The following is a 21,375-nucleotide window of genomic DNA, read 5'->3' as shown; positions in this document are numbered from 1 at the left end:
CACCCCAACCGGCACAAATCCCCCACCGCTCCTACGCTCATCTCATGTCAGAGGTGTACGCAGTCCGCCGAGCCAGGCTGAAAGACCGCTGCAAGGCGGCAGGCGGCCAGGCCGCGCTGATCTCCCGCCCCGCCAATGTCCGCTACCTCGCGGGCGCCGCACCACGGGGCGCCGTCCTGCTCCTGGGCAGGACCGAGGACCTGCTGCTGTGCGCCGGCCCGCCGGACGGCCGTCCCGCCGAGGGCCGGCCGGACGAGGCGTTGCGCGTGCAGACCCTGCCCGGAAGCGCGGGCGATCCCGCCGTGGCCGCCGCCGACCTCGCCGAGGCCCAGCGGGCCGACACCCTCGCCGTGGAGGAACACCACCTCACGGTGGCCCGGCACCGGGAGATCCGCTCGGTCGTCCCACGCCTGCGCCTGACCGACCTCGGCGGGGCCGTGGAACAGCTCAGGGTCGTCAAGGACGAGGAGGAGATCTCCTGCCTCCGCATCGGCGCCGAGATCGCCGATCAGGCCCTCGGTGAACTCCTGGAGTCCATCCTCGTCGGCCGCACGGAACGGCATCTCGCCCTCGAACTCGAGCGGCGTCTGGTCGACCACGGCGCCGACGGGCCCGCCTTCCCGACCTCCGTCGCCACCGGCCCCAACGCCGGCAGACCCGCCCACCGGCCCACCGACCGCCGTGTCGAGGAGGGCGACTTCCTCTCCGTCTGTCTGGGCGCCGCCTACCGCGGCTACCGCTGCGAGATCGGCCGCACCTTCGTCATCGGCACCTCTCCCGCGGACTGGCAGATCGAGCTGTACGACCTCGTCTTCGCGGCTCAGCGCGCCGGACGGGAGTCGCTGGTGCCCGGCGCGGCCTGCCGCGATGTGGACCGCGCCGCACGTCAGGTGCTGGACTCCGCGGGGTACGCGCAGGGGCTCCCGGCCCTGACGGGGCACGGCGTGGGGCTCGAAATCGACGAGGACCCGCAGCTGGCCCCCGCGGCCATGGGTAAACTGGACGCTTGCGTGCCGGTCACCGTCGAACCGGGGGTCCACCTCCCGGGCCGGGGCGGTGTCCGGATCGATGACACGCTCGTCGTCCGCCCCGAGGCGGACGGCGGACCCGAGCTACTCACCATCACGACCAAGGAGCTGCTCGCACTCTAGCGACCCCAGGGAAGACCAGGCACGTCCCCACGACGCCCGGCACGCACTCCCGCTGCACCGGCCGGAGGCCCAAGTAGCTCCGCTACGAGGACCTCCACCCGGCACACCGAGAGCACGCACCGAACGACGCGGGAACGCACCCGGCCTTCCCTGGCGCCGCCGGCAGGTGCGTGCGCCGGGGTCGTCCACGTCAGTCCAGGAGATTCCGCAACCGTGGCTTCCACGAACGACCTCAAGAACGGCCTGGTGCTCAAGCTCGAAGGCGGCCAGCTGTGGTCCGTCGTCGAGTTCCAGCACGTCAAGCCCGGCAAGGGCCCGGCCTTCGTGCGCACCAAGCTGAAGAACGTGCTCTCCGGCAAGGTCGTCGACAAGACGTTCAACGCCGGCGTCAAGGTCGAGACGGCCACTGTCGACAAGCGCGACATGCAGTTCTCGTACATGGACGGCGAGTACTTCGTCTTCATGGACATGGAGACCTACGACCAGCTCATGGTCGACCGCAAGGCTGTCGGCGACGCCGCCAACTTCCTCGTCGAGGGCTTCACGGCCACCGTCGCGCAGCACGAGGGCGAGGTGCTCTTCGTCGAGCTCCCGGCCGCCGTCGAGCTCGTCGTCCAGGAGACCGAGCCGGGCCTGCAGGGCGACCGCTCCACCGGCGGCACCAAGCCCGCCACGCTGGAGACCGGCCACCAGATCCAGGTCCCGCTCTTCATCACCACCGGTGAGAAGATCAAGGTCGACACCCGTACGAGCGACTACCTCGGCCGGGTGAACAGCTAACCGTGGCTGCCCGCAACACGGCCCGCAAGCGCGCCTTCCAGATCCTCTTCGAGGGCGACCAGCGCGGCGCCGACGTCCTGACGGTCCTCGCGGACTGGATCCGGCTGTCCCGTGACGACACCCGGCAGCCGCCGGTGAGCGAGTACACGATGCAGCTGGTCGAGGGCTACGCGAAGCACGCGAAGCGCATCGACGAGCTGATCGCGCAGTACTCGGTCGGCTGGACACTCGACCGGATGCCGGTCGTGGACCGCAACGTCCTGCGTCTCGGCGCCTACGAGCTGATCTGGGCCGACGAGATCCCGGACGCCGTCGTGCTGGACGAGATGGTGCAGCTGGCGAAGGAGTTCTCCACGGACGAGTCGCCCGCGTTCGTCAACGGCCTGCTGGGCCGGCTCAAGGAGCTGAAGCCCTCACTGCGCCGGGACGAGGCGTAACGACCTGGGGTCGCACCCCAGGTCGTCAGAGGCAGGCATCGCCAGGGGGCCCGCAGCGTGACTGCTGCGGGCCCCCTGGCGTTCCCGTACCCGCGTGGTCCTCGGAGGCCGCAGAAAGCCGCCGGGGGGGGGGGGGGGGGGGGGGGGGGGGGGGGCGCCGCGGCGCCGCGGCGGGGGGGGGGGGGGGGGGGGGGGGGGGGGCCGCCGGCCCCGCCCCCCCGCGCCCCCCCCGCGGCGCCCGCGCCCCCCCCCGCCGCGCCGCCCCCCCCCGGGGGGGCGGGGGGGGGGGGGGCCGGGGGCGCCGCCCCGCCCCCCCCCCCCCCCCCCCCCCCCCCCCCCCCCCCCCCCCCACGTTTCTGCTCAGTGCGGTCAGGCCATGTCAGGCGTCCTCGTGGGCGACCGCGCGGCGCGCGTCCGCGTCCAGCACGCCCCAGCTGATCAGCTGCTCGGTGAGGACCGAGGGGGACTGGTCGTAGATGACGGCGAGTGTGCGCAGGTCGTCCTGGCGGATCGACAGCACCTTGCCGTTGTAGTCACCGCGCTGCGACTGGATCGTCGCCGCATAGCGCTGCAGCGGGCCCGCCTTCTCGGCCGGCACGGTCGCCAGCCGCTCCAGGTCCAGGACCAGCTTCGGCGGCGGCTCGGCGGCGCCGCCCGGGGTGGTGCCCGGCAGGAGCTCCTGCACCGGGACCCCATAGAAATCCGCCAGCTCGGCGAGGCGCTGTACGGTCACGGCACGGTCGCCGCGCTCGTACGAACCGACCACGACCGCCTTCCAGCGTCCCTGGCTCTTCTCCTCGACACCGTGGAGGGAAAGGCCCTGCTGGGTGCGGATGGCCCGGAGCTTGGCCCCGAGCTGTTTGGCGTATTCGCTGGACATATAGCTCCCCGGACACTGTGTCGACGCGACTGCAGAGGTTCCGAGCCGCGCGTCTGGTAACTCACTGTGAGGTTACGCAGCGTGACTCTTCTGCGTCAAGCCGAATGGTCCACACCGACTCTTCCGTGGCCGCAGTGGCCGATTACGCCATGGGGGTGATCAGGGGCGCCGCCCGGTCCTGCTACCGTGGATGGCGCAAATCCGACGTCCTTTAAGGTCCGTCCCGTGAGGCGGAGAAGGAGGTCCGTTTCGTATGGACAAGCACGACACATCCGGGAATCCGGCGTCCGATGCGCGGCCGGTTCTCGAAGGCCCCGACATCGCGCGGGTGTTGACCCGCATCGCCCACGAGATCGTCGAGCGCGCCAAGGGCGCCGACGACGTGGTGCTCCTCGGCATTCCGACCCGAGGGGTCTTCCTCGCCCAGCGGCTCGCCGCCAAGCTCGAGGAGATCACCGACCGGAAGATCCCGGTCGGTTCGCTCGACATCACCATGTACCGCGACGACCTGCGCATGCATCCCCCGCGTGCGCTGGCCCGCACCGAGATCCCCGGTGACGGCATCGACGGTCGCCTGGTCGTCCTCGTCGACGACGTGCTCTTCTCCGGCCGCACCATCCGCGCGGCCCTCGACGCCCTGAACGACATCGGGCGCCCGCGCGCGGTGCAGCTCGCCGTCCTCGTCGACCGCGGTCACCGCGAACTGCCCATCCGCGCCGACTACGTCGGCAAGAACCTCCCCACGTCGCTGCGGGAGACGGTCAAGGTCCAGCTCGCCGAGGAGGACGGTCGCGACACCGTGCTGCTCGGTGCGAAGCCGGCCGCCCCGGGCGAGCAGCAGTAGCACGCGCGCGTACGTCACCGCCGTACGCCTGTTCCGTGCGCTTCACGCGAGCCCGTCTGCCCGGCTGTGCTCTCTGGGGGACACCCCAGACCCCCGGCCTCCCGAAAACCTGAACTGCCTTACGGAGCCTGACAGATGCAGCGTCATCTCATCTCGGCCGCCGACCTCACCCGCGACGACGCCGTCCTGATCCTCGACACCGCCGAGGAGATGGCCCGGGTCGCCGACCGGCCGATCAAGAAACTTCCGACCCTGCGCGGCCGTACCGTGGTGAACCTCTTCTTCGAGGACTCCACGCGCACGCGCATCTCCTTCGAAGCCGCCGAGAAGCGCCTGTCCGCGGACGTCATCAACTTCACCGCCAAGGGGTCGAGCGTCTCCAAGGGCGAGTCCCTCAAGGACACCGCCCAGACCCTGGAGGCCATGGGCGTCGACGCCGTGGTCATCCGGCACGGCGCCTCCGGGGCCCCCTACCGCCTCGCCAACTCCGGCTGGATCGACGCGGCCGTCATCAACGCCGGCGACGGCACCCACCAGCACCCCACCCAGGCCCTGCTCGACGCGTTCACCATGCGCCGCCGCCTGCTCGGGCGGGACGCCGGGATAGGGCAGGACCTGTCCGGCAAGCGGATCACGATCGTCGGCGACGTACTGCACAGCCGGGTCGCCCGCTCCAACGTCGACCTGCTGCACACACTGGGCGCCGAGGTCACCCTCGTCGCGCCGCCCACCCTGGTGCCGGTCGGCGTCGAGACCTGGCCCTGCGAGGTGTCCTACGACCTCGACTCCACCCTCACCAAGTCCGACGCGGTGATGATGCTGCGCGTGCAGCGCGAGCGCATGAACGCCGCGTTCTTCCCCACCGAGCGCGAGTACTCGCGGCGCTACGGCCTCGACGGCGACCGCATGGCGCGGATGCCCGAGCACGCCATCGTGATGCACCCCGGCCCGATGGTCCGCGGCATGGAGATCACCGCCGAGGTCGCCGACTCCGAGCGCTGCACCGTCGTCGAGCAGGTCGCAAACGGAGTCTCCATCCGGATGGCCGTTCTGTATCTGCTGCTCGGTGGGAACGAACCCGCCGTCACCCACACCCGCCCCGCCGGTTCCGAGGAGAAGTAGGACCCATGAGCAAGATCCTGATCCGTGGTGCCAAGGTGCTCGGCGGCGAGCCGCAGGACGTGCTGATCGACGGCGCGACGATCGCCGAGGTGGGCGTCGGTCTCAGTGACGAGGGCGCCGAGGTCGTCGAAGCGGCCGGCAAGGTGCTCCTGCCGGGCCTCGTCGACCTGCACACCCATCTGCGCGAGCCCGGCCGCGAGGACTCCGAGACCGTGCTGACCGGCACGCGCGCGGCGGCGAGCGGCGGCTACACGGCCGTGTTCGCCATGGCCAACACCTTCCCGGTCGCCGACACCGCCGGCGTCGTCGAGCAGGTCTACCGGCTCGGCCAGGAGCACGGCTACTGCGACGTACAGCCCATCGGCGCCGTCACCGTCGGCCTGGAGGGCAAGAAGCTCGCCGAGCTGGGCGCCATGTACGAGTCGGCCGCCGGTGTCACCGTCTTCTCCGACGACGGCAAGTGCGTCGACGACGCCGTGATCATGCGCCGCGCGCTGGAGTACGTGAAGGCTTTCGGCGGGGTCGTCGCCCAGCACGCGCAGGAGCCCAGGCTGACCGAGGGCGCCCAGATGAACGAGGGCATCGTCTCCGCCGAGCTGGGCCTCGGCGGCTGGCCCGCGGTGGCCGAAGAATCGATCATCGCCCGGGATGTCCTGCTCGCCGAGCACGTCGGCTCCCGCGTCCACATCTGCCACTTGTCGACCGCGGGGTCCGTCGAGATCGTCCGCTGGGCCAAGTCCCGCGGCATCGACGTCACCGCCGAGGTCACCCCGCACCACCTGCTCCTCACCGACGAGCTGGTGCGGACGTACAACCCGGTCTACAAGGTGAACCCGCCGCTGCGCACCGAGCGCGACGTCCTCGCCCTGCGCGAGGCGCTCGCCGACGGCACGATCGACATCGTGGCCACCGACCACGCCCCGCACCCGCACGAGGACAAGGACTGCGAGTGGGCCGCCGCCGCCATGGGGATGGTCGGCCTGGAGACCGCGTTGTCAGTGGTGCAGGAGACCATGGTGGAGACCGGGCTGATCAGCTGGGCCGAGGTCGCCGACCGCATGTCCTTCAAGCCCGCCCGGATCGGGCAGGCCAAGGGACACGGGCGTCCCGTCTCGGCTGGTGAGCCCGCCAACCTCACGCTCGTCGACACGGAATACCGTGGGTCCGTGGACCCCGCGGGCTTCGCCTCGCGCAGCCGCAACACTCCGTACGAGGGGCGTGAGCTGCCGGGCCGTGTCACGCACACGTGGCTCCGGGGCAAGGCCACGCTCGTCGACGGGAAGCTCACGTGACACCTGTAATCCTGCTCGCAGCCGAGAAGAAGTCGGCCGAGGTCACCGACTGGGCCGCCCGGGTCGGCTGGCTCGTCGGGCTCGCCCTCTTCATCGCGCTCGTCTACTGGCTGATGCGCGAGGGCTGGAAGTGGCGCGGCACGCTCCAGGGTGACCTGCCTGAGCTGCCCAGCGCGCCGGACGAGCCCGGCGAGGCGAGACTGACTGTGTTGTCGATGAGTGGCCGCTACCACGGCTCCACCACCGCCGGGCAGTGGCTCGACCGCATCGTCGCGCACGGCCTCGGCACCCGCAGCCGGGTCGAGCTCACGCTGACGGACGCGGGACTGGATGTCGTACGCCCCGGTGCGAGCGATTTCTTCGTCCCGGTCGCGCAGCTGCGTGAGGCCCGGCTCGACAAGGGCATCGCCGGCAAGGTGCTGACCGAGGGCGGACTGCTCGTGGTGACCTGGGCGCACGGCGACCGGCTGATCGACTCCGGGTTCCGCTCCGACCGTGCGGCCGAGCACAGCGAGTGGGTCGAGACCCTGAACCACATGATCAACAAGACGGAAGGCGCACGATGACAACCTCCACCAGGGGAGCCGCCAAGGTTCCCGCCGTACTCGTCCTGGAGGACGGCCGGATCTTCCGCGGTCGCGCCTACGGGGCCGTGGGGGTGACCTTCGGCGAGGCGGTCTTCTCGACCGGCATGACCGGCTACCAGGAGACCCTGACCGACCCCTCGTACCACCGCCAGGTCGTCGTGATGACCGCCCCGCACGTCGGCAACACCGGCGTCAACGACGAGGACCCGGAGAGCAAGCAGATCTGGGTCGCCGGATATGTCGTGCGCGACCCCGCGCGCGTGCCGTCCAACTGGCGCTCCCGCCGCTCGCTGGACGAGGAGCTGCGCCACCAGGGCGTCGTCGGGATCTCCGGCATCGACACGCGCGCGCTCACGCGTCATCTGCGCGAGCGCGGCGCCATGCGCGTGGGCATCTTCTCCGGCAACGCGCTGCCCGACGAGGGCACCATGCTCGCCGAGGTCCGCCAGGCCCCCGAGATGAAGGGCGCCGACCTCTCCGCGGAGGTCGCCACCAAGGAGGCCTACGTCGTCCCGGCGATCGGTGAGAAGAAGTTCACCGTCGCCGCCATCGACCTCGGCATCAAGGGCATGACCCCGCACCGCATGGCCGAGCGCGGCATCGAGGTGCACGTGCTGCCCGCCACGGCGACCGTCGAGGACGTGTACGCCGTCAACCCCGACGGTGTGTTCTTCTCCAACGGTCCCGGTGACCCGGCCACCGCCGACCACGCCGTCTCCGTCATGCAGGGCGTGCTGGAGCGCAGGACCCCGCTGTTCGGCATCTGTTTCGGCAACCAGATCCTGGGCCGCGCGCTCGGTTTCGGCACGTACAAGCTCAAGTACGGCCACCGCGGCATCAACCAGCCGGTGCAGGACCGCACCACCGGCAAGGTCGAGGTCACCGCCCACAACCACGGCTTCGCCGTCGACGCCCCGCTCGACAAGGTCTCCGACACCCCCTACGGCCGCGCCGAGGTCTCCCACGTCTGCCTCAACGACAACGTGGTGGAGGGCCTGCAGCTCCTCGACCAGCCGGCCTTCAGCGTCCAGTACCACCCCGAAGCGGCAGCGGGCCCGCACGACGCCGCCTACCTGTTCGACCGCTTCACGTCTTTGATGAGCACAGTCTCGATGGAGGGCCAGCGTGCCTAAGCGCACCGATATCCAGTCCGTCCTGGTCATCGGCTCCGGCCCGATCGTCATCGGCCAGGCCGCCGAGTTCGACTACTCCGGCACCCAGGCGTGCCGCATCCTGCGCGCCGAAGGCCTGCGGGTCATCCTCGTCAACTCCAACCCGGCGACGATCATGACCGACCCGGAGATCGCCGACGCCACCTACGTCGAGCCGATCACCCCGGACTTCGTCGAGAAGATCATCGCCAAGGAGCGCCCCGACGCGCTCCTGCCCACCCTGGGCGGCCAGACGGCCCTCAACACGGCCATCTCGCTGCACGAGGCGGGGACCCTCGACAAGTACGGCGTCGAGCTGATCGGCGCCAATGTCGAGGCCATCAACAAGGGCGAGGACCGCGACCTCTTCAAGGAGGTCGTCGAGGCCGTCCGCCAGAAGATCGGCCACGGCGAGTCCGCCCGCTCGGTCATCTGCCACTCCATGGACGACGTCCTCAAGGGTGTCGAGACGCTCGGCGGCTACCCGGTCGTCGTCCGCCCGTCCTTCACCATGGGCGGCGCCGGCTCCGGTTTCGCGCACGACGAGGAGGAGCTGCGCCGCATCGCAGGCCAGGGCCTCACGCTCTCGCCGACCACCGAGGTGCTCCTGGAGGAATCCATCCTCGGCTGGAAGGAGTACGAGCTGGAGCTGATGCGCGACAAGAACGACAACGTCGTGGTCGTCTGCTCCATCGAGAACTTCGACCCCATGGGCGTGCACACCGGTGACTCGATCACCGTCGCGCCCGCGATGACGCTGACCGACCGCGAGTACCAGATCCTGCGCGACATCGGCATCGCGGTCATCCGCGAGGTCGGCGTCGACACCGGCGGCTGCAACATCCAGTTCGCGGTGAACCCCGAGGACGGCCGGGTCATCGTCATCGAGATGAACCCGCGCGTGTCGCGGTCCTCGGCGCTCGCCTCCAAGGCGACCGGCTTCCCGATCGCCAAGATCGCCGCCAAGCTGGCCGTCGGCTACACCCTCGACGAGATCCCGAACGACATCACCCAGGAGACGCCGGCCTCCTTCGAGCCGACGCTCGACTATGTGGTCGTGAAGGCCCCGCGGTTCGCCTTCGAGAAGTTCCCGCAGGCCGACTCCACGCTGACGACGACCATGAAGTCGGTGGGCGAGGCCATGGCCATCGGCCGCAACTTCACCGAGGCCTTCCAGAAGGCGCTCCGCTCACTGGAGAAGAAGGGCAGCCAGTTCACCTTCGTCGGCGAGCCCGGCGACAAGGCGCGGCTGCTCGAAGAGGCCGTCCGCCCGACCGACGGCCGTATCAACACCGTCATGCAGGCCATCCGCGCCGGTGCCACCCAGGAGGAGGTCTTCGAGTACACGAAGATCGACCCCTGGTTCGTCGACCAGCTCTTCCTCATCAAGGAGATCGCGGACGAGCTCGCCGAGGCGCCCGAGCTGACCCGCGAGCTGCTGGCCGAGGCCAAGCGACACGGCTTCTCCGACCAGCAGGTCGCTGAGATCCGCGGTCTGCGCGAGGACGTCGTGCGCGAGGTCCGGCACGCGCTGGGCATCCGCCCGGTCTACAAGACGGTCGACACCTGCGCCGCCGAGTTCGCCGCGAAGACGCCGTACTTCTACTCCTCCTACGACGAGGAGACCGAGGTCGCGCCCCGCGAGAAGCCCGCGGTCATCATCCTGGGCTCCGGCCCCAACCGCATCGGCCAGGGCATCGAGTTCGACTACTCCTGCGTCCACGCCTCCTTCGCGCTGAGCGACGCGGGCTACGAGACGGTGATGGTCAACTGCAACCCGGAGACCGTCTCCACGGACTACGACACCTCCGACCGCCTGTACTTCGAGCCGCTGACGCTGGAAGACGTGCTGGAGATCGTCCACGCCGAGCAGCAGGCCGGCCCGGTGGCGGGCGTGGTCGTCCAGCTCGGCGGCCAGACCCCGCTGGGCCTCTCGCAGGCGCTGAAGGACAACGGCGTGCCGATCGTGGGCACCTCGCCGGAGGCGATCCACGCCGCCGAGGACCGCGGCGCCTTCGGCCGCGTGCTCGCGGAAGCCGGCCTCCCGGCTCCCAAGCACGGCACCGCCACCACCTTCGCCGAGGCCAAGGCCATCGCCGACGAGATCGGCTACCCGGTCCTGGTGCGGCCCTCGTACGTCCTCGGCGGACGCGGCATGGAGATCGTCTACGACGAGACCCGGCTCGCGACCTACATCGCCGAGTCGACCGAGATCAGCCCCTCCCGGCCCGTCCTCGTCGACCGCTTCCTCGACGACGCCATCGAGATCGACGTCGACGCGCTCTACGACGGCCACGAGCTCTACCTCGGCGGTGTCATGGAGCACATCGAGGAGGCCGGCATCCACTCCGGCGACTCGGCGTGCGCCCTGCCCCCGATCACCCTCGGCGGCTTCGACATCAAGCGGCTGCGCGCCTCCACGGAGGCCATCGCCAAGGGCGTCGGCGTCCGCGGCCTGATCAACATCCAGTTCGCGATGGCCGGGGACATCCTCTACGTCCTCGAGGCCAACCCGCGTGCGTCCCGCACCGTCCCCTTCACCTCGAAGGCGACCGCGGTGCCGCTCGCGAAGGCCGCCGCCCGGATCTCGCTGGGCGCGACCATCGCCGAACTGCGCGCCGAGGGCCTGCTGCCGGCGAACAGCGACGGCGGTGAGCTCCCGCTCGACGCGCCGATCTCCGTCAAGGAGGCCGTCATGCCGTGGTCCCGCTTCCGGGACATCCACGGCCGCGGTGTGGACACCGTCCTCGGCCCGGAGATGCGCTCCACCGGCGAGGTGATGGGCATCGACTCCGTCTTCGGCACGGCGTACGCCAAGTCGCAGGCGGGCGCCTACGGTCCGCTGCCCACCAAGGGCCGCGCGTTCATCTCGGTCGCCAACCGCGACAAGCGCTCGATGATCTTCCCGGCGCGCGAACTCGTCGCCCACGGCTTCGAGCTGCTCGCCACCTCCGGCACCGCCGAGGTCCTCAAGCGCAACGGCATCCACGCCACCGTCGTGCGCAAGCAGTCCGAGGGCACCGGCCCGAACGGCGAGAAGACCATCGTCCAGCACATCCACGACGGCGAGGTCGACCTCATCGTCAACACCCCGTACGGCACCGGCGGCCGCCTCGACGGCTACGAGATCCGTACGGCGGCCGTGGCGCGGTCCGTCCCGTGCCTGACGACGGTCCAGGCGCTCGCCGCAGCCGTCCAGGGCATCGACGCCCTCAACCACGGTGACGTGGGCGTCCGTTCGCTCCAGGAACACGCGGAACACCTGACCGCGGCCCGCGACTAGCAGCCCTGAGGGGGACACCGGAAACGGTGTCCCCCTCTTCGTGAGGACCACCATGTACAAGATCTTCTTCAACCTCGTCTTCAAACGGATGGACCCGGAGCAGGCCCACCACCTGGCCTTCCGCTGGATCCGCATCGCCGTCCGCATCCCCGTGCTGCGCACCTTCGTCGCCGCCGCCCTCGCGCCCCGCTACCAGGAGCTGCGCACGGAGGCCTTCGGGCTGCGGATGCACGGGCCCTTCGGGCTCGCCGCCGGCTTCGACAAGAACGCGGTCGCCATCGACGGCATGTCGATGCTCGGCTTCGACCACGTCGAGATCGGCACGGTCACCGGGGAGGCCCAGCCCGGCAACCCCAAGAAGCGCCTGTTCCGGCTCGTGAAGGACCGTGCGCTGATCAACCGCATGGGCTTCAACAACGAGGGCTCGCTGGCCGTCGCGGCCCGTCTCGCGTCCCGCGAGCCCGTTTTCAGGACCGTCGTGGGCGTCAACATCGGCAAGACCAAGATCGTCCCCGAGGCGGAGGCCGTCGGCGACTACGTGAAGTCGACCGAGCGGCTGGCACCGTACGCCGACTACCTGGTCGTGAACGTCTCCTCCCCGAACACGCCCGGTCTGCGCAACCTGCAGGCCACCGAGGCGCTGCGGCCGCTCCTGAGTGCCGTCCGCGAGGCCGCCGACCGCACGGTGACCTCCCGCCGCGTCCCGCTGCTGGTGAAGATCGCGCCGGACCTCGCCGACGAGGACGTCGACGCCGTGGCCGACCTGGCCGTCGAGCTCGGCCTGGACGGGATAATCGCCACGAACACCACCATCGCGCGCGAGGGTCTCGGTCTGACATCCGAACCCGCCCTGGTGAAGGAGACCGGCGGACTGTCGGGCGCGCCCCTGAAGTCGCGCTCCCTGGAGGTGCTGCGCCGCCTCTACGCGCGCGTGGGCGACCGCATCACGCTCGTGGGCGTCGGTGGCATCTCGAACGCCGAGGACGCCTGGCAGCGCATCCTGGCCGGCGCCACCCTGGTACAGGGCTACAGCGCCTTCGTCTACGAGGGGCCCTTCTGGGGCCGCGCCATCCACAAGGGCCTCGCCGCCCGCCTGGCCACCAGCCCGTACGCCACCCTGGCCGACGCGGTCGGCGCCGACGTGAGGAAGAACGGATGACTGTCCTCGAACCCTTCGGCGCACGGCTCCGCCGCGCCATGGACGAGCGCGGGGCGCTCTGCGTCGGCATCGACCCGCACGCGTCCCTGCTGGCCGAGTGGGGCCTGAACGACGACGTCGCCGGCCTGGAGCGGTTCAGCCGCACGGTCGTCGAGGCGATGGCCGACCGGGTCGCCGTCCTCAAGCCGCAGAGCGCGTTCTTCGAGCGCTTCGGCTCACGCGGCATCGCGGTCCTGGAGAAGTCGGTGGGGGAGGCGCGGGCGGCCGGGGCGCTGGTGGTGATGGACGCCAAGCGCGGTGACATCGGCTCGACCATGGCCGCGTACGCCGAGACCTTCCTGCACAAGGACTCCCCGCTCTTCTCGGACGCGCTCACCGTCTCGCCCTATCTCGGCTACGGCTCGCTCTCCCCGGCCGTCGGGCTCGCCCGCGAGAGCGGCACCGGCCTGTTCGTGCTCGCGCTCACCTCCAACCCGGAGGGCGGCGAGGTGCAGCACGCGGTGCGCGCCGACGGACGGACCATCGGCGCGACGATGCTGGCGCACCTCGCCGCCGAGAACGCGGGGGAGGAGCCCCTGGGGTCCTTCGGGGCCGTCGTCGGCGCCACCCTGGGCGACCTGTCGTCATACGACCTGGACATCAACGGGCCGCTCCTGGCACCCGGCATCGGCGCCCAGGGCGCGACCGCGGCCGACCTTCCCGCCGTCTTCGGCACCGCGGTCCGCAACGTCGTGCCGAACGTCAGCCGCGGGGTGCTGCGGCACGGTCCCGACGCCGGGGCGCTGCGCGCGGCCGCGGAGCGCTTCGCGGAGGAGATCAGGGCCGCCGTGGGAGCCGTATGAGGCTTTCGCGACGGTGGTAGCGGGTGTTCGAGGCGCTCGCTCGAGTCCTCCGATGAGTGCTCGCCGGGCGCTTTCCGGCTCACTTGAGTCTGAATACATCCTCAAATCCGGGGCATTATGTCCTAAATGTCCGGCCTGACAGAGGCTGACCAGGACTTTTCCGCTGTTCTCGCTGACTCTGGCGCGCTCGCCCGCTAGTCTCCGACGAGAGTCAATGGGCAAGCGTGTTGCTCGTGGCTCCCCAGGTGTGGGGCGACTAGGTTCCTCACCGGTCCGTATCCGACAGTTCGACATCCGAGGTGACGTAGGCGTGGCTCTTCCGCCCCTTACCCCTGAACAGCGCGCAGCCGCGCTCGAAAAGGCCGCCGCGGCTCGCCGGGAGCGGGCCGAGGTCAAGAATCGACTCAAGCACTCCGGCGCCTCCCTGCACGAGGTCATCAAGCAGGGCCAGGAGAACGACGTCATCGGCAAGATGAAGGTCTCCGCCCTGCTCGAGTCCCTGCCGGGCGTGGGCAAGGTCCGCGCCAAGCAGATCATGGAGCGTCTGGGCATCTCCGAGAGCCGCCGGGTACGCGGCCTCGGTTCCAACCAGATTGCTTCCCTGGAGCGTGAGTTCGGCAGCACCGGCTCCTGAGTCCGGCCGCTGCGGACCGGGGGTCCCGGGCACTCCGGGATTGCTGGAATAATCGCTGCATGGCTGCAACATTCCGGGGGACGACCCCCGAGCCCCCGGACGTACGTCCGCGGCTGACCGTGCTCTCCGGCCCCTCCGGGGTCGGCAAGAGCACGGTCGTCGCTCATATGCGCAAGGAACACCCCGAGGTCTGGCTCTCGGTGTCGGCGACGACCCGCAAGCCCCGCCCCGGCGAGAAGCACGGAGTCCACTACTTCTTCGTCACCGACGAGGAGATGGACAAGCTGATCGCCAACGGTGAGCTGCTGGAGTGGGCCGAGTTCGCCGGCAACCGCTACGGCACGCCGCGTGCGGCCGTGCTGGAGCACCTGGAGGACGGCGTGCCGGTCCTCCTGGAGATCGACCTCCAGGGCGCCCGGCAGGTCCGCGAGACCATGCCGGACGGCCGGCTGGTGTTCCTGGCTCCGCCCTCCTGGGAGGAACTCGTGCGCAGACTCACCGGCCGGGGGACCGAGCCGCCAGAGGTGATCGAGCGCCGTCTCGACGCGGCCAGGATCGAACTGGCGGCCGAGCCGGAGTTCGACATGACCTTGGTCAACACCTCCGTCGAGGACGTGGCTCGCGAGCTGCTAGCCTTGATGGATGTCCTGTGATCACGAGTGATGTGATCACGACCGATCTTTTCCCATCCATCGGAAGGTAGAGCGTGTCCTCTTCCATCTCCGCGCCCGAGGGCATCATCAACCCGCCGATCGACGAGCTCCTCGAGGCCACCGACTCGAAGTACAGCCTCGTGATCTACGCGGCCAAGCGTGCCCGCCAGATCAACGCGTACTACTCGCAGCTCGGCGAGGGCCTCCTCGAGTACGTCGGTCCGCTCGTCGACACCCACGTGCACGAGAAGCCGCTCTCGATCGCCCTGCGCGAGATCAACGCCGGTCTGCTGACGTCCGAGGCCATCGAGGGCCCGGCGCAGTAGTACTTTCGTATTGCAGTTGGCTTTTCCACAGGCCCGACAGCGCGACTGTCGGGCCTGTGGTGTGTGATGGGGGTGTACGTTGCCGAGCCGGGGAGAGACGGTGGACAAGCCCAAGGTCGTGCTGGGGGTCAGCGGTGGCATCGCCGCCTACAAAGCCTGTGAGCTGCTGCGCAGACTGAGCGAGTCCGGCCATGACGTACGCGTGGTGCCCACCGCCTCCGCGCTGCACTTCGTCGGCGCCGCCACCTGGTCCGCCCTCTCCGGCAACCCCGTCTCCACCGAGGTCTGGGACGACGTCCACGAGGTCCCGCACGTCCGCATCGGACAGCACGCCGACCTCGTCGTCGTCGCCCCGGCGACCGCCGACATCCTCGCCAAGGCCGCCCACGGCCTGGCCGACGACCTGCTCACGAACACGCTCCTGACCGCCCGCTGTCCGGTCGTCTTCGCACCCGCCATGCACACCGAGATGTGGGAACACCCGGCCACCCAGGAGAACGTGGCCACGCTGCGCCGCCGCGGCGCCGTCGTCATCGAACCGGCCGTCGGTCGTCTGACCGGCGTCGACACCGGCAAGGGCCGCCTGCCCGACCCGACGGAGATCTACGCGATCTGCCGCCGCGTGCTGTCCAGAGGCGTCACCGAGCCCGACCTCAGGGGCCGGCACGTCGTCGTCAGCGCCGGCGGCACCCGCGAACCCCTCGACCCGGTGCGCTTCCTCGGCAACCGCTCCTCCGGCAAGCAGGGCTACGCCCTCGCCCGCACCGCCGCCGCGCGCGGCGCCCGCGTCACGCTCATCGCCGCGAACACCGGTCTGCCGGACCCGGCGGGTGTGGACGTCGTCCAGGTGGGCACGGCCGTGCAGCTGCGCGAGGCGGTGCTGAAGGCGACCCCGGAGGCGGACGCCGTCGTCATGGCCGCAGCGGTCGCCGACTTCCGACCGGAGACCTACGCGGCCGGGAAGATCAAGAAGAAGGACGGGCAGGACCCGGACCCCATCGTGCTGGTGCGGAATCCGGACATCCTCGCGGAGATCTCGGCGGAGCGCGCCCGCCCCGGACAGGTGATCGTCGGCTTCGCCGCCGAGACCGACGACGTCCTGGCCAACGGCCGCACCAAGCTGGAGCGCAAGGGCTGCGACCTCCTCGTCGTGAACGAGGTGGGCGAGCGCAAGACCTTCGGCTCCGAGGAGAACGAGGCCGTGGTGCTGGGGGCCGACGGCAGCGAGACCCCCGTGCAGCGCGGGCCGAAGGAATATCTGGCCGAAACTGTCTGGGACCTGGTGGTGGAGCGGCTCGGCTGAATGTTTCATTCGCTTCTCGGGCCCCTCAAACCTCTACAACCTCTGTGACAGGAGCGTGGCAACCCTGGCCAAGAGCGCTCGGAATTGGGCAGAATGCCCGTGCCGCAGGTCACAGCACTCCCGAGGGGCGAGATAGGGGGGCCGGTGGCAGAGCACGACCGATAAACTGTTCTCGGACGACCACGGGCGCAGCCTCCGGGCCGTCCGCCAATGATCAGCCAGCAGCCGCTGCAACCCCAGGGAGCGTTGTGTCCCGTCGCCTGTTCACCTCGGAGTCCGTGACCGAGGGTCACCCCGACAAGATCGCTGACCAGATCAGCGACACCATTCTCGACGCGCTTCTGCGCGAGGACCCGACCTCCCGGGTCGCCGTCGAGACGCTGATCACCACCGGTCTGGTGCACGTCGCCGGTGAAGTCACCACCAAGACCTACGCGGACATCGCGACCCTCGTCCGCAACAAGATCCTCGAGATCGGCTACGACTCCTCGAAGAAGGGCTTCGACGGCGCCTCCTGCGGCGTCTCGGTGTCCATCGGCGCGCAGTCCCCGGACATCGCCCAGGGTGTCGACACGGCATACGAGTCCCGGGTCGAGGGCGACGAGGACGAGCTGGACCGCCAGGGCGCCGGCGACCAGGGCCTGATGTTCGGTTACGCGACCGACGAGACGCCCACCCTGATGCCGCTGCCGATCTTCCTGGCGCACCGGCTGGCGAACCGGCTGTCCGAGGTCCGCAAGAACGGCACCATCCCCTACCTGCGCCCCGACGGCAAGACGCAGGTCACCATCGAGTACGACGGCGACAAGGCCGTCCGCCTCGACACCGTCGTCGTCTCCTCGCAGCACGCGAGCGACATCGACCTGGAGTCGCTCCTCGCCCCCGACATCCGCGAGTTCGTGGTCGAGGCCGAGCTGAAGGCGCTCCTGGACGACGGCATCAAGCTCGACACGGACAACTACCGCCTGCTGGTCAACCCGACCGGCCGCTTCGAGATCGGCGGCCCGATGGGCGACGCCGGCCTCACCGGCCGCAAGATCATCATTGACACGTACGGCGGCATGGCCCGCCACGGCGGCGGTGCCTTCTCCGGCAAGGACCCGTCCAAGGTGGACCGCTCTGCCGCGTACGCGATGCGCTGGGTGGCGAAGAACGTGGTCGCCGCGGGCCTCGCCTCCCGCTGCGAGGTGCAGGTGGCGTACGCCATCGGCAAGGCCGAGCCCGTCGGCCTGTTCGTCGAGACCTTCGGCACCGCAAAGATCGACCACGAGAAGATCGAGAAGGCCATCGACGAGGTCTTCGACCTCCGCCCGGCCGCGATCATCCGTGACCTCGACCTGCTCCGCCCGATCTACGCGCAGACGGCGGCGTACGGCCACTTCGGTCGTGAGCTGCCCGACTTCACCTGGGAGAAGACGGACCGCGTGGACGCGCTGCGCAAGGCGGCGGGGCTGTAGGCTCCGCGGTTCTTCACCGGGCCCGGTTCCCTCGTGGAGCCGGGCCCCGGTGCGTTCGTTCGGGCCGTAAATCGCTCGCCCGCCGTGCCGGTTGCTCCCTACGCTGATCATCTCCCGGTGCGATGGCCGCGGTTCCTTCGGTGGAGTGCGCTTCGTGCGCGCGGTGATTCTGGAAACGTATGCCGCTGCCGAACCGATCTCGGGAGAGCCGACGTGGGGTGGCCCGAGGCAACGGCGCCTGACGGCGGTCGTGATCCGAAACCAGCGGGTTCGCAGAATCTGACGGTTGAAGCGGCGGAACCTGCTGGCGGGGTAGGCATCCAACGCGGCATGGCCGTGGGTTCGGTGCTGGTAATTGCGTTGTCGATCTAGTGAGGCTGAGGCAGCATCCCGGTCATGGGACAGCCTGCTGATGTGCTTCGTTTTGACCAGGTCGAACTGCGCCGGTGGCGTGTCGATGACATCGAGGCCCTGCATCGGGCGATCACCGAGTCACGTGATCACCTGCTGCCGTGGATGCCCTTTGCGGCCACTCACGACCGGAAGCAGGGAGAAGGGTTTCTGAGCCACTCCGAGGAGCAATGGGCCTCGGGGGAGGCATACAACTACGCGATCACCTCGGGTGGAGTGGTCATCGGCAGCTGCGGATTGCATCGCCGGATCGGACCTGGCGGTCTGGAGATCGGGTATTGGCTCCATCACGCGTGGACGGGGAAGGGGCTGGCCACCATGGCCGCGGCTGCCCTCGTGCAGGCGGGACGGGAGCTGCCGGGCATCGATCGCATCGAAATCCACCACGACGAGGCCAATTCCGCGAGTGGCGCCGTCGCCCGCCGCTTGGGCTTCGCTGAGGTTGAGCGCGTGCGGGTGCCGGAGGGGCCGGAAGCCCCCGGCGAGACGGGCGTCCTTGTGGTGTGGCGCCTTCAGATTCGGGCCGAATCTCGGAGTTGGACGGCGGCGACTTCCTGAATCCCGCATAGCCTCGCAAGTTACTGGCCGAACTCCCGAAATCCGCCAGTAACTCGGAGAAGCTGACATGCGCGGGTGACAAGCACGGAGCAGGCCCTGACCTGCTCACTTGCAAGTTTGCTCGCGCCACGGTCCTCGCGGAACCCGCGTGAACTCCAATCGGGGCCGGACTGATCTCGGGCGGCGTCCGTTGTCAGTGGCGTTTGGTAAGAATGCAAGCGTGAGCAGCGAGAACGGGCGGACAGACGGCGGGGCGGAGGGTGCGCCGCCCGAGCAGCTTGCGCTCATCAGGGAGAGCGTGCGCAAGGCCGAGGTGCCCAGGGCCAAGCCGCGGACCTGGCGGGGGGCCGCGCTGGCCAAGGAGCTGCCTGTCGCCCGGGTGCTGGTCGACAAGGGAGTGCTGCACCTCGACCGGTACTTCGACTATGCCGTGCCGGAGGAGCTCGATGCGGATGCCCAGCCCGGGGTGCGGGTGCGGGTGCGGTTCGGGGCCGGGCGGCATCGAGTGCGGGAAGGGCGGCGCGAGGGTGGCGGGCTGATCGACGGGTTCCTCATCGAGAGGCTTGCCGAATCGGACTACTCCGGACCGCTTGCCGCGCTGGCCCAGGTCGTGTCTCCCGAGCGGGTGTTGAGCGAGGAGTTGCTGGGGCTGGCCAGGGCCGTCGCCGACCGGTATGCGGGGAGTCTGGCCGACGTGCTCCAGCTCGCCGTGCCGCCGCGCAGTGCGCGGGCCGAGCAGCGGCCCTCGCCCGAGCCGCTGCCGCCGCCGGCGATGCCGGAGGCGGCGTCCTGGGCGCGGTACGAGCGGGGGGCCGCGTTTCTGGAGTCGCTCGCCTCGGGGGGCGCGCCCCGTGCGGTGTGGAATGCGCTGCCGGGGCCCGAGTGGAGCGACGAGCTGGCACGGGCCGTGGCGGCGACGCTGGTCTCCGGGCGCGGTGCGCTCGTGGTGCTGCCCGACGGTCGGGCGGTCGCCCGGGTCGACGCGGCGCTGACCGCGCTGCTGGGGGAGGGGCGGCATGCGGTGCTCACCGCCGACGCCGGTCCCGAGAAGCGCTATCGGGAGTGGCTCGCGGTGCGGCGGGGAGCCGTCCGGGCGGTCATCGGGACCCGGGCCGCCATGTTCGCCCCGGTTCAGGATCTCGGCCTCGTCGCCATCTGGGACGACGGGGACGACAGCCACAGCGAGCAGCACGCACCCCAGCCGCATGCGAGGGAGGTGCTGCTGCTGCGGGCCGCCCTGGACAAGTGCGCGTTCCTGCTGGGCGGTTGGAGCTGCACCGTGGAGGCGGCGCAGCTGGTCGAGAGCGGCTGGGCCCGGCCGCTCGTCGCCGGGCGGGAGCAGGTGCGGGCGGCCGCGCCGCTGGTGCGGACCGTGGGGGACGGAGACCTCGCGCGGGACGAGGCGGCGCGGGCCGCCCGGTTGCCGACCCTCGCCTGGCAGGCGGTGCGGGAGGGGCTGCGACAGGGGCCGGTGCTGGTGCAGGTGCCCCGGCGGGGTTACGTCCCTCGGATGGCGTGCGCCAACTGCCGGGCACCCGCACGGTGTCGGCACTGCTCCGGCCCCTTGGAGGGGCAGGAGTCCGGGGCCGCGCTGCGCTGCGGGTGGTGCGGGCGTGACGAGAGCGGTTGGCACTGTCCGGAGTGCGGCGGGTTCCGGCTGAGGGCGCAGGTCGTGGGGGCCCGGCGCACCGCCGAGGAGTTGGGGCGGGCGTTTCCCGCCGTTCCGGTGCGGACCTCCGGGCGTGAGCATGTGCTGGACACCGTGCCGGGCGCGCCCGCGCTGGTCGTGAGCACACCGGGGGCCGAGCCCGTCGCCGAGGGCGGCTATGCGGCGGCCCTGCTGCTGGACGGCTGGGCGATGCTGGGCCGCCCCGACCTGCGGGCCGGCGAGGACGCGCTACGGCGCTGGCTCGCGGCCGCCGCGCTCGTCCGGCCGCAGGGTGCCGGCGGCACCGTGGTGGTCGTCGCCGAGCCGACGCTGAGGCCCGTACAGGCGCTGGTGCGGTGGGATCCCGTCGGACATGCGGTGCGGGAGCTCGCCGAGCGGGCCGAGCTGGGTTTTCCCCCGGTCTCGCGGATGGCGGCGGTGTCCGGGGAGGGGGAGGCGGTCGCCGAGTTCCTGCGCACGGCCGAACTGCCCCGGGAGGCCGAGGTGCTGGGACCCGTGCCGCTGCCGGTCACGGCAGCGGGGCGGCCGCGGCGGGTGGGGGCGGCTCCGCCCGGGGAGCACTGGGAGCGGGCACTCGTTCGCGTACCACCCGGGCGCGGAGCCGCACTGGCCTCGGCACTGAAGGCCGCGCAGGCTGCGCGGATGGCACGGGGGGCCGGCGAGGCCCCGGTCCGGGTGCGGATCGATCCGCCTGACATCGGGTGAGGCGGTCGGGCGCCGGGGCGCCAGGGCCGTTGGACGTCGGGTGGAGCGGCCGGGTGCCGTGCGCTGCCGGATGGCGGGTGAACGCGCGTGACGTCGGTGCGGGCGCCGGACGGCGACTGAGCCTGCGTGCT

The 21,375-nt window shown here is 70.6% G+C and carries 19 protein-coding genes; 18 read left to right on the top strand and 1 reads right to left on the bottom strand.

Annotated features, from left to right (window positions below):
• Positions 1-44 precede the first annotated feature (44 nt).
• The 3 genes from ACIBW9_RS36295 (at position 45) to nusB (ending at position 2,368) form a co-directional block, all read left to right on the top strand.
• Positions 45-1,151, top strand: coding sequence for an aminopeptidase P family protein (locus tag ACIBW9_RS36295; RefSeq protein WP_398961337.1), 1,107 nt, complete (start codon positions 45-47; stop codon positions 1,149-1,151).
• 213 nt (positions 1,152-1,364) lie between these two features.
• On the top strand, positions 1,365-1,931 hold the full coding sequence (gene efp, locus ACIBW9_RS36290; RefSeq protein WP_208781694.1) for an elongation factor P: 567 nt from the start codon (positions 1,365-1,367) through the stop codon (positions 1,929-1,931).
• Positions 1,932-1,933: 2 nt separating this feature from the next.
• Positions 1,934-2,368 carry a transcription antitermination factor NusB gene (nusB, locus tag ACIBW9_RS36285; RefSeq protein ID WP_030946863.1) on the top strand — a complete coding sequence of 145 codons (435 nt, stop codon included), beginning with the start codon at positions 1,934-1,936 and terminating at the stop codon, positions 2,366-2,368.
• Between the two features lie 379 nt (positions 2,369-2,747).
• Here the strand turns inward: nusB and bldD are convergent, their stop codons facing one another.
• Positions 2,748-3,248, bottom strand: a complete 501-nt coding sequence (bldD, locus tag ACIBW9_RS36280; RefSeq protein WP_099927449.1) for a transcriptional regulator BldD — start codon at positions 3,246-3,248, stop codon at positions 2,748-2,750.
• A gap of 253 nt (positions 3,249-3,501) precedes the next feature.
• Between bldD and pyrR the strand changes: the two genes are divergently transcribed.
• From pyrR to ACIBW9_RS36205, 15 genes are all read left to right on the top strand, one after another.
• The gene (gene pyrR, locus ACIBW9_RS36275) at positions 3,502-4,092 is read left to right on the top strand and encodes a bifunctional pyr operon transcriptional regulator/uracil phosphoribosyltransferase PyrR (protein ID WP_398961334.1); all 591 of its coding nucleotides are present in this window, start codon (positions 3,502-3,504) and stop codon (positions 4,090-4,092) included.
• A gap of 135 nt (positions 4,093-4,227) precedes the next feature.
• On the top strand, positions 4,228-5,214 hold the full coding sequence (locus tag ACIBW9_RS36270) for an aspartate carbamoyltransferase catalytic subunit (protein ID WP_398961332.1): 987 nt from the start codon (positions 4,228-4,230) through the stop codon (positions 5,212-5,214).
• 5 nt (positions 5,215-5,219) lie between these two features.
• A complete protein-coding gene (locus ACIBW9_RS36265; RefSeq protein ID WP_398961330.1) occupies positions 5,220-6,506 on the top strand; it encodes a dihydroorotase in 1,287 nt (428 codons plus the stop codon).
• Positions 6,503-7,072: a hypothetical protein gene (locus ACIBW9_RS36260; RefSeq protein ID WP_398961329.1), complete on the top strand. Its 570-nt coding sequence runs from the start codon at positions 6,503-6,505 to the stop codon at positions 7,070-7,072. The genes ACIBW9_RS36265 and ACIBW9_RS36260 overlap by 4 nt, the downstream gene beginning before the upstream one ends.
• Positions 7,069-8,226 (top strand): glutamine-hydrolyzing carbamoyl-phosphate synthase small subunit, encoded by a 1,158-nt coding sequence (gene carA, locus ACIBW9_RS36255; RefSeq protein ID WP_398961327.1) that lies wholly within the window; start codon positions 7,069-7,071, stop codon positions 8,224-8,226. The genes ACIBW9_RS36260 and carA overlap by 4 nt, the downstream gene beginning before the upstream one ends.
• Positions 8,219-11,527, top strand: coding sequence for a carbamoyl-phosphate synthase large subunit (gene carB, locus ACIBW9_RS36250; protein WP_398961326.1), 3,309 nt, complete (start codon positions 8,219-8,221; stop codon positions 11,525-11,527). The genes carA and carB overlap by 8 nt, the downstream gene beginning before the upstream one ends.
• A 52-nt stretch (positions 11,528-11,579) precedes the next feature.
• Positions 11,580-12,686 carry a quinone-dependent dihydroorotate dehydrogenase gene (locus tag ACIBW9_RS36245; RefSeq protein WP_398961426.1) on the top strand — a complete coding sequence of 369 codons (1,107 nt, stop codon included), beginning with the start codon at positions 11,580-11,582 and terminating at the stop codon, positions 12,684-12,686.
• A complete protein-coding gene (gene pyrF / locus ACIBW9_RS36240; RefSeq protein ID WP_398961324.1) occupies positions 12,683-13,528 on the top strand; it encodes an orotidine-5'-phosphate decarboxylase in 846 nt (281 codons plus the stop codon). Before ACIBW9_RS36245 ends, pyrF begins: the two co-directional genes overlap by 4 nt.
• Before the next feature lie 310 nt (positions 13,529-13,838).
• Complete coding sequence (locus ACIBW9_RS36235; protein WP_003977346.1) at positions 13,839-14,162, top strand: integration host factor; 324 nt, start codon at positions 13,839-13,841, stop codon at positions 14,160-14,162.
• A gap of 59 nt (positions 14,163-14,221) precedes the next feature.
• Positions 14,222-14,815, top strand: coding sequence for a guanylate kinase (gene gmk, locus ACIBW9_RS36230; protein WP_266953461.1), 594 nt, complete (start codon positions 14,222-14,224; stop codon positions 14,813-14,815).
• Between the two features lie 53 nt (positions 14,816-14,868).
• Positions 14,869-15,141 carry a DNA-directed RNA polymerase subunit omega gene (gene rpoZ / locus ACIBW9_RS36225; protein ID WP_003977348.1) on the top strand — a complete coding sequence of 91 codons (273 nt, stop codon included), beginning with the start codon at positions 14,869-14,871 and terminating at the stop codon, positions 15,139-15,141.
• 100 nt (positions 15,142-15,241) lie between these two features.
• A complete protein-coding gene (coaBC, locus tag ACIBW9_RS36220; protein ID WP_398961322.1) occupies positions 15,242-16,444 on the top strand; it encodes a bifunctional phosphopantothenoylcysteine decarboxylase/phosphopantothenate--cysteine ligase CoaBC in 1,203 nt (400 codons plus the stop codon).
• Positions 16,445-16,692: 248 nt separating this feature from the next.
• Positions 16,693-17,901, top strand: a complete 1,209-nt coding sequence (gene metK, locus ACIBW9_RS36215) for a methionine adenosyltransferase (protein ID WP_398961321.1) — start codon at positions 16,693-16,695, stop codon at positions 17,899-17,901.
• 396 nt (positions 17,902-18,297) lie between these two features.
• Entirely contained in the window at positions 18,298-18,870 is a 573-nt protein-coding gene (locus tag ACIBW9_RS36210) for a GNAT family N-acetyltransferase (RefSeq protein ID WP_398961319.1), read from the top strand.
• 220 nt (positions 18,871-19,090) lie between these two features.
• On the top strand, positions 19,091-21,244 hold the full coding sequence (locus tag ACIBW9_RS36205; RefSeq protein ID WP_398961317.1) for a primosomal protein N': 2,154 nt from the start codon (positions 19,091-19,093) through the stop codon (positions 21,242-21,244).
• The last annotated feature ends 131 nt before the right edge of the window (positions 21,245-21,375 follow it).

This window comes from Streptomyces sp. NPDC049541 (genome assembly GCF_044465725.1).
GTDB lineage: Bacteria > Actinomycetota > Actinomycetes > Streptomycetales > Streptomycetaceae > Streptomyces.
Note: the sequence above shows the minus strand (reverse complement) of the source record. Positions and strands in the feature narration are given on the sequence as shown.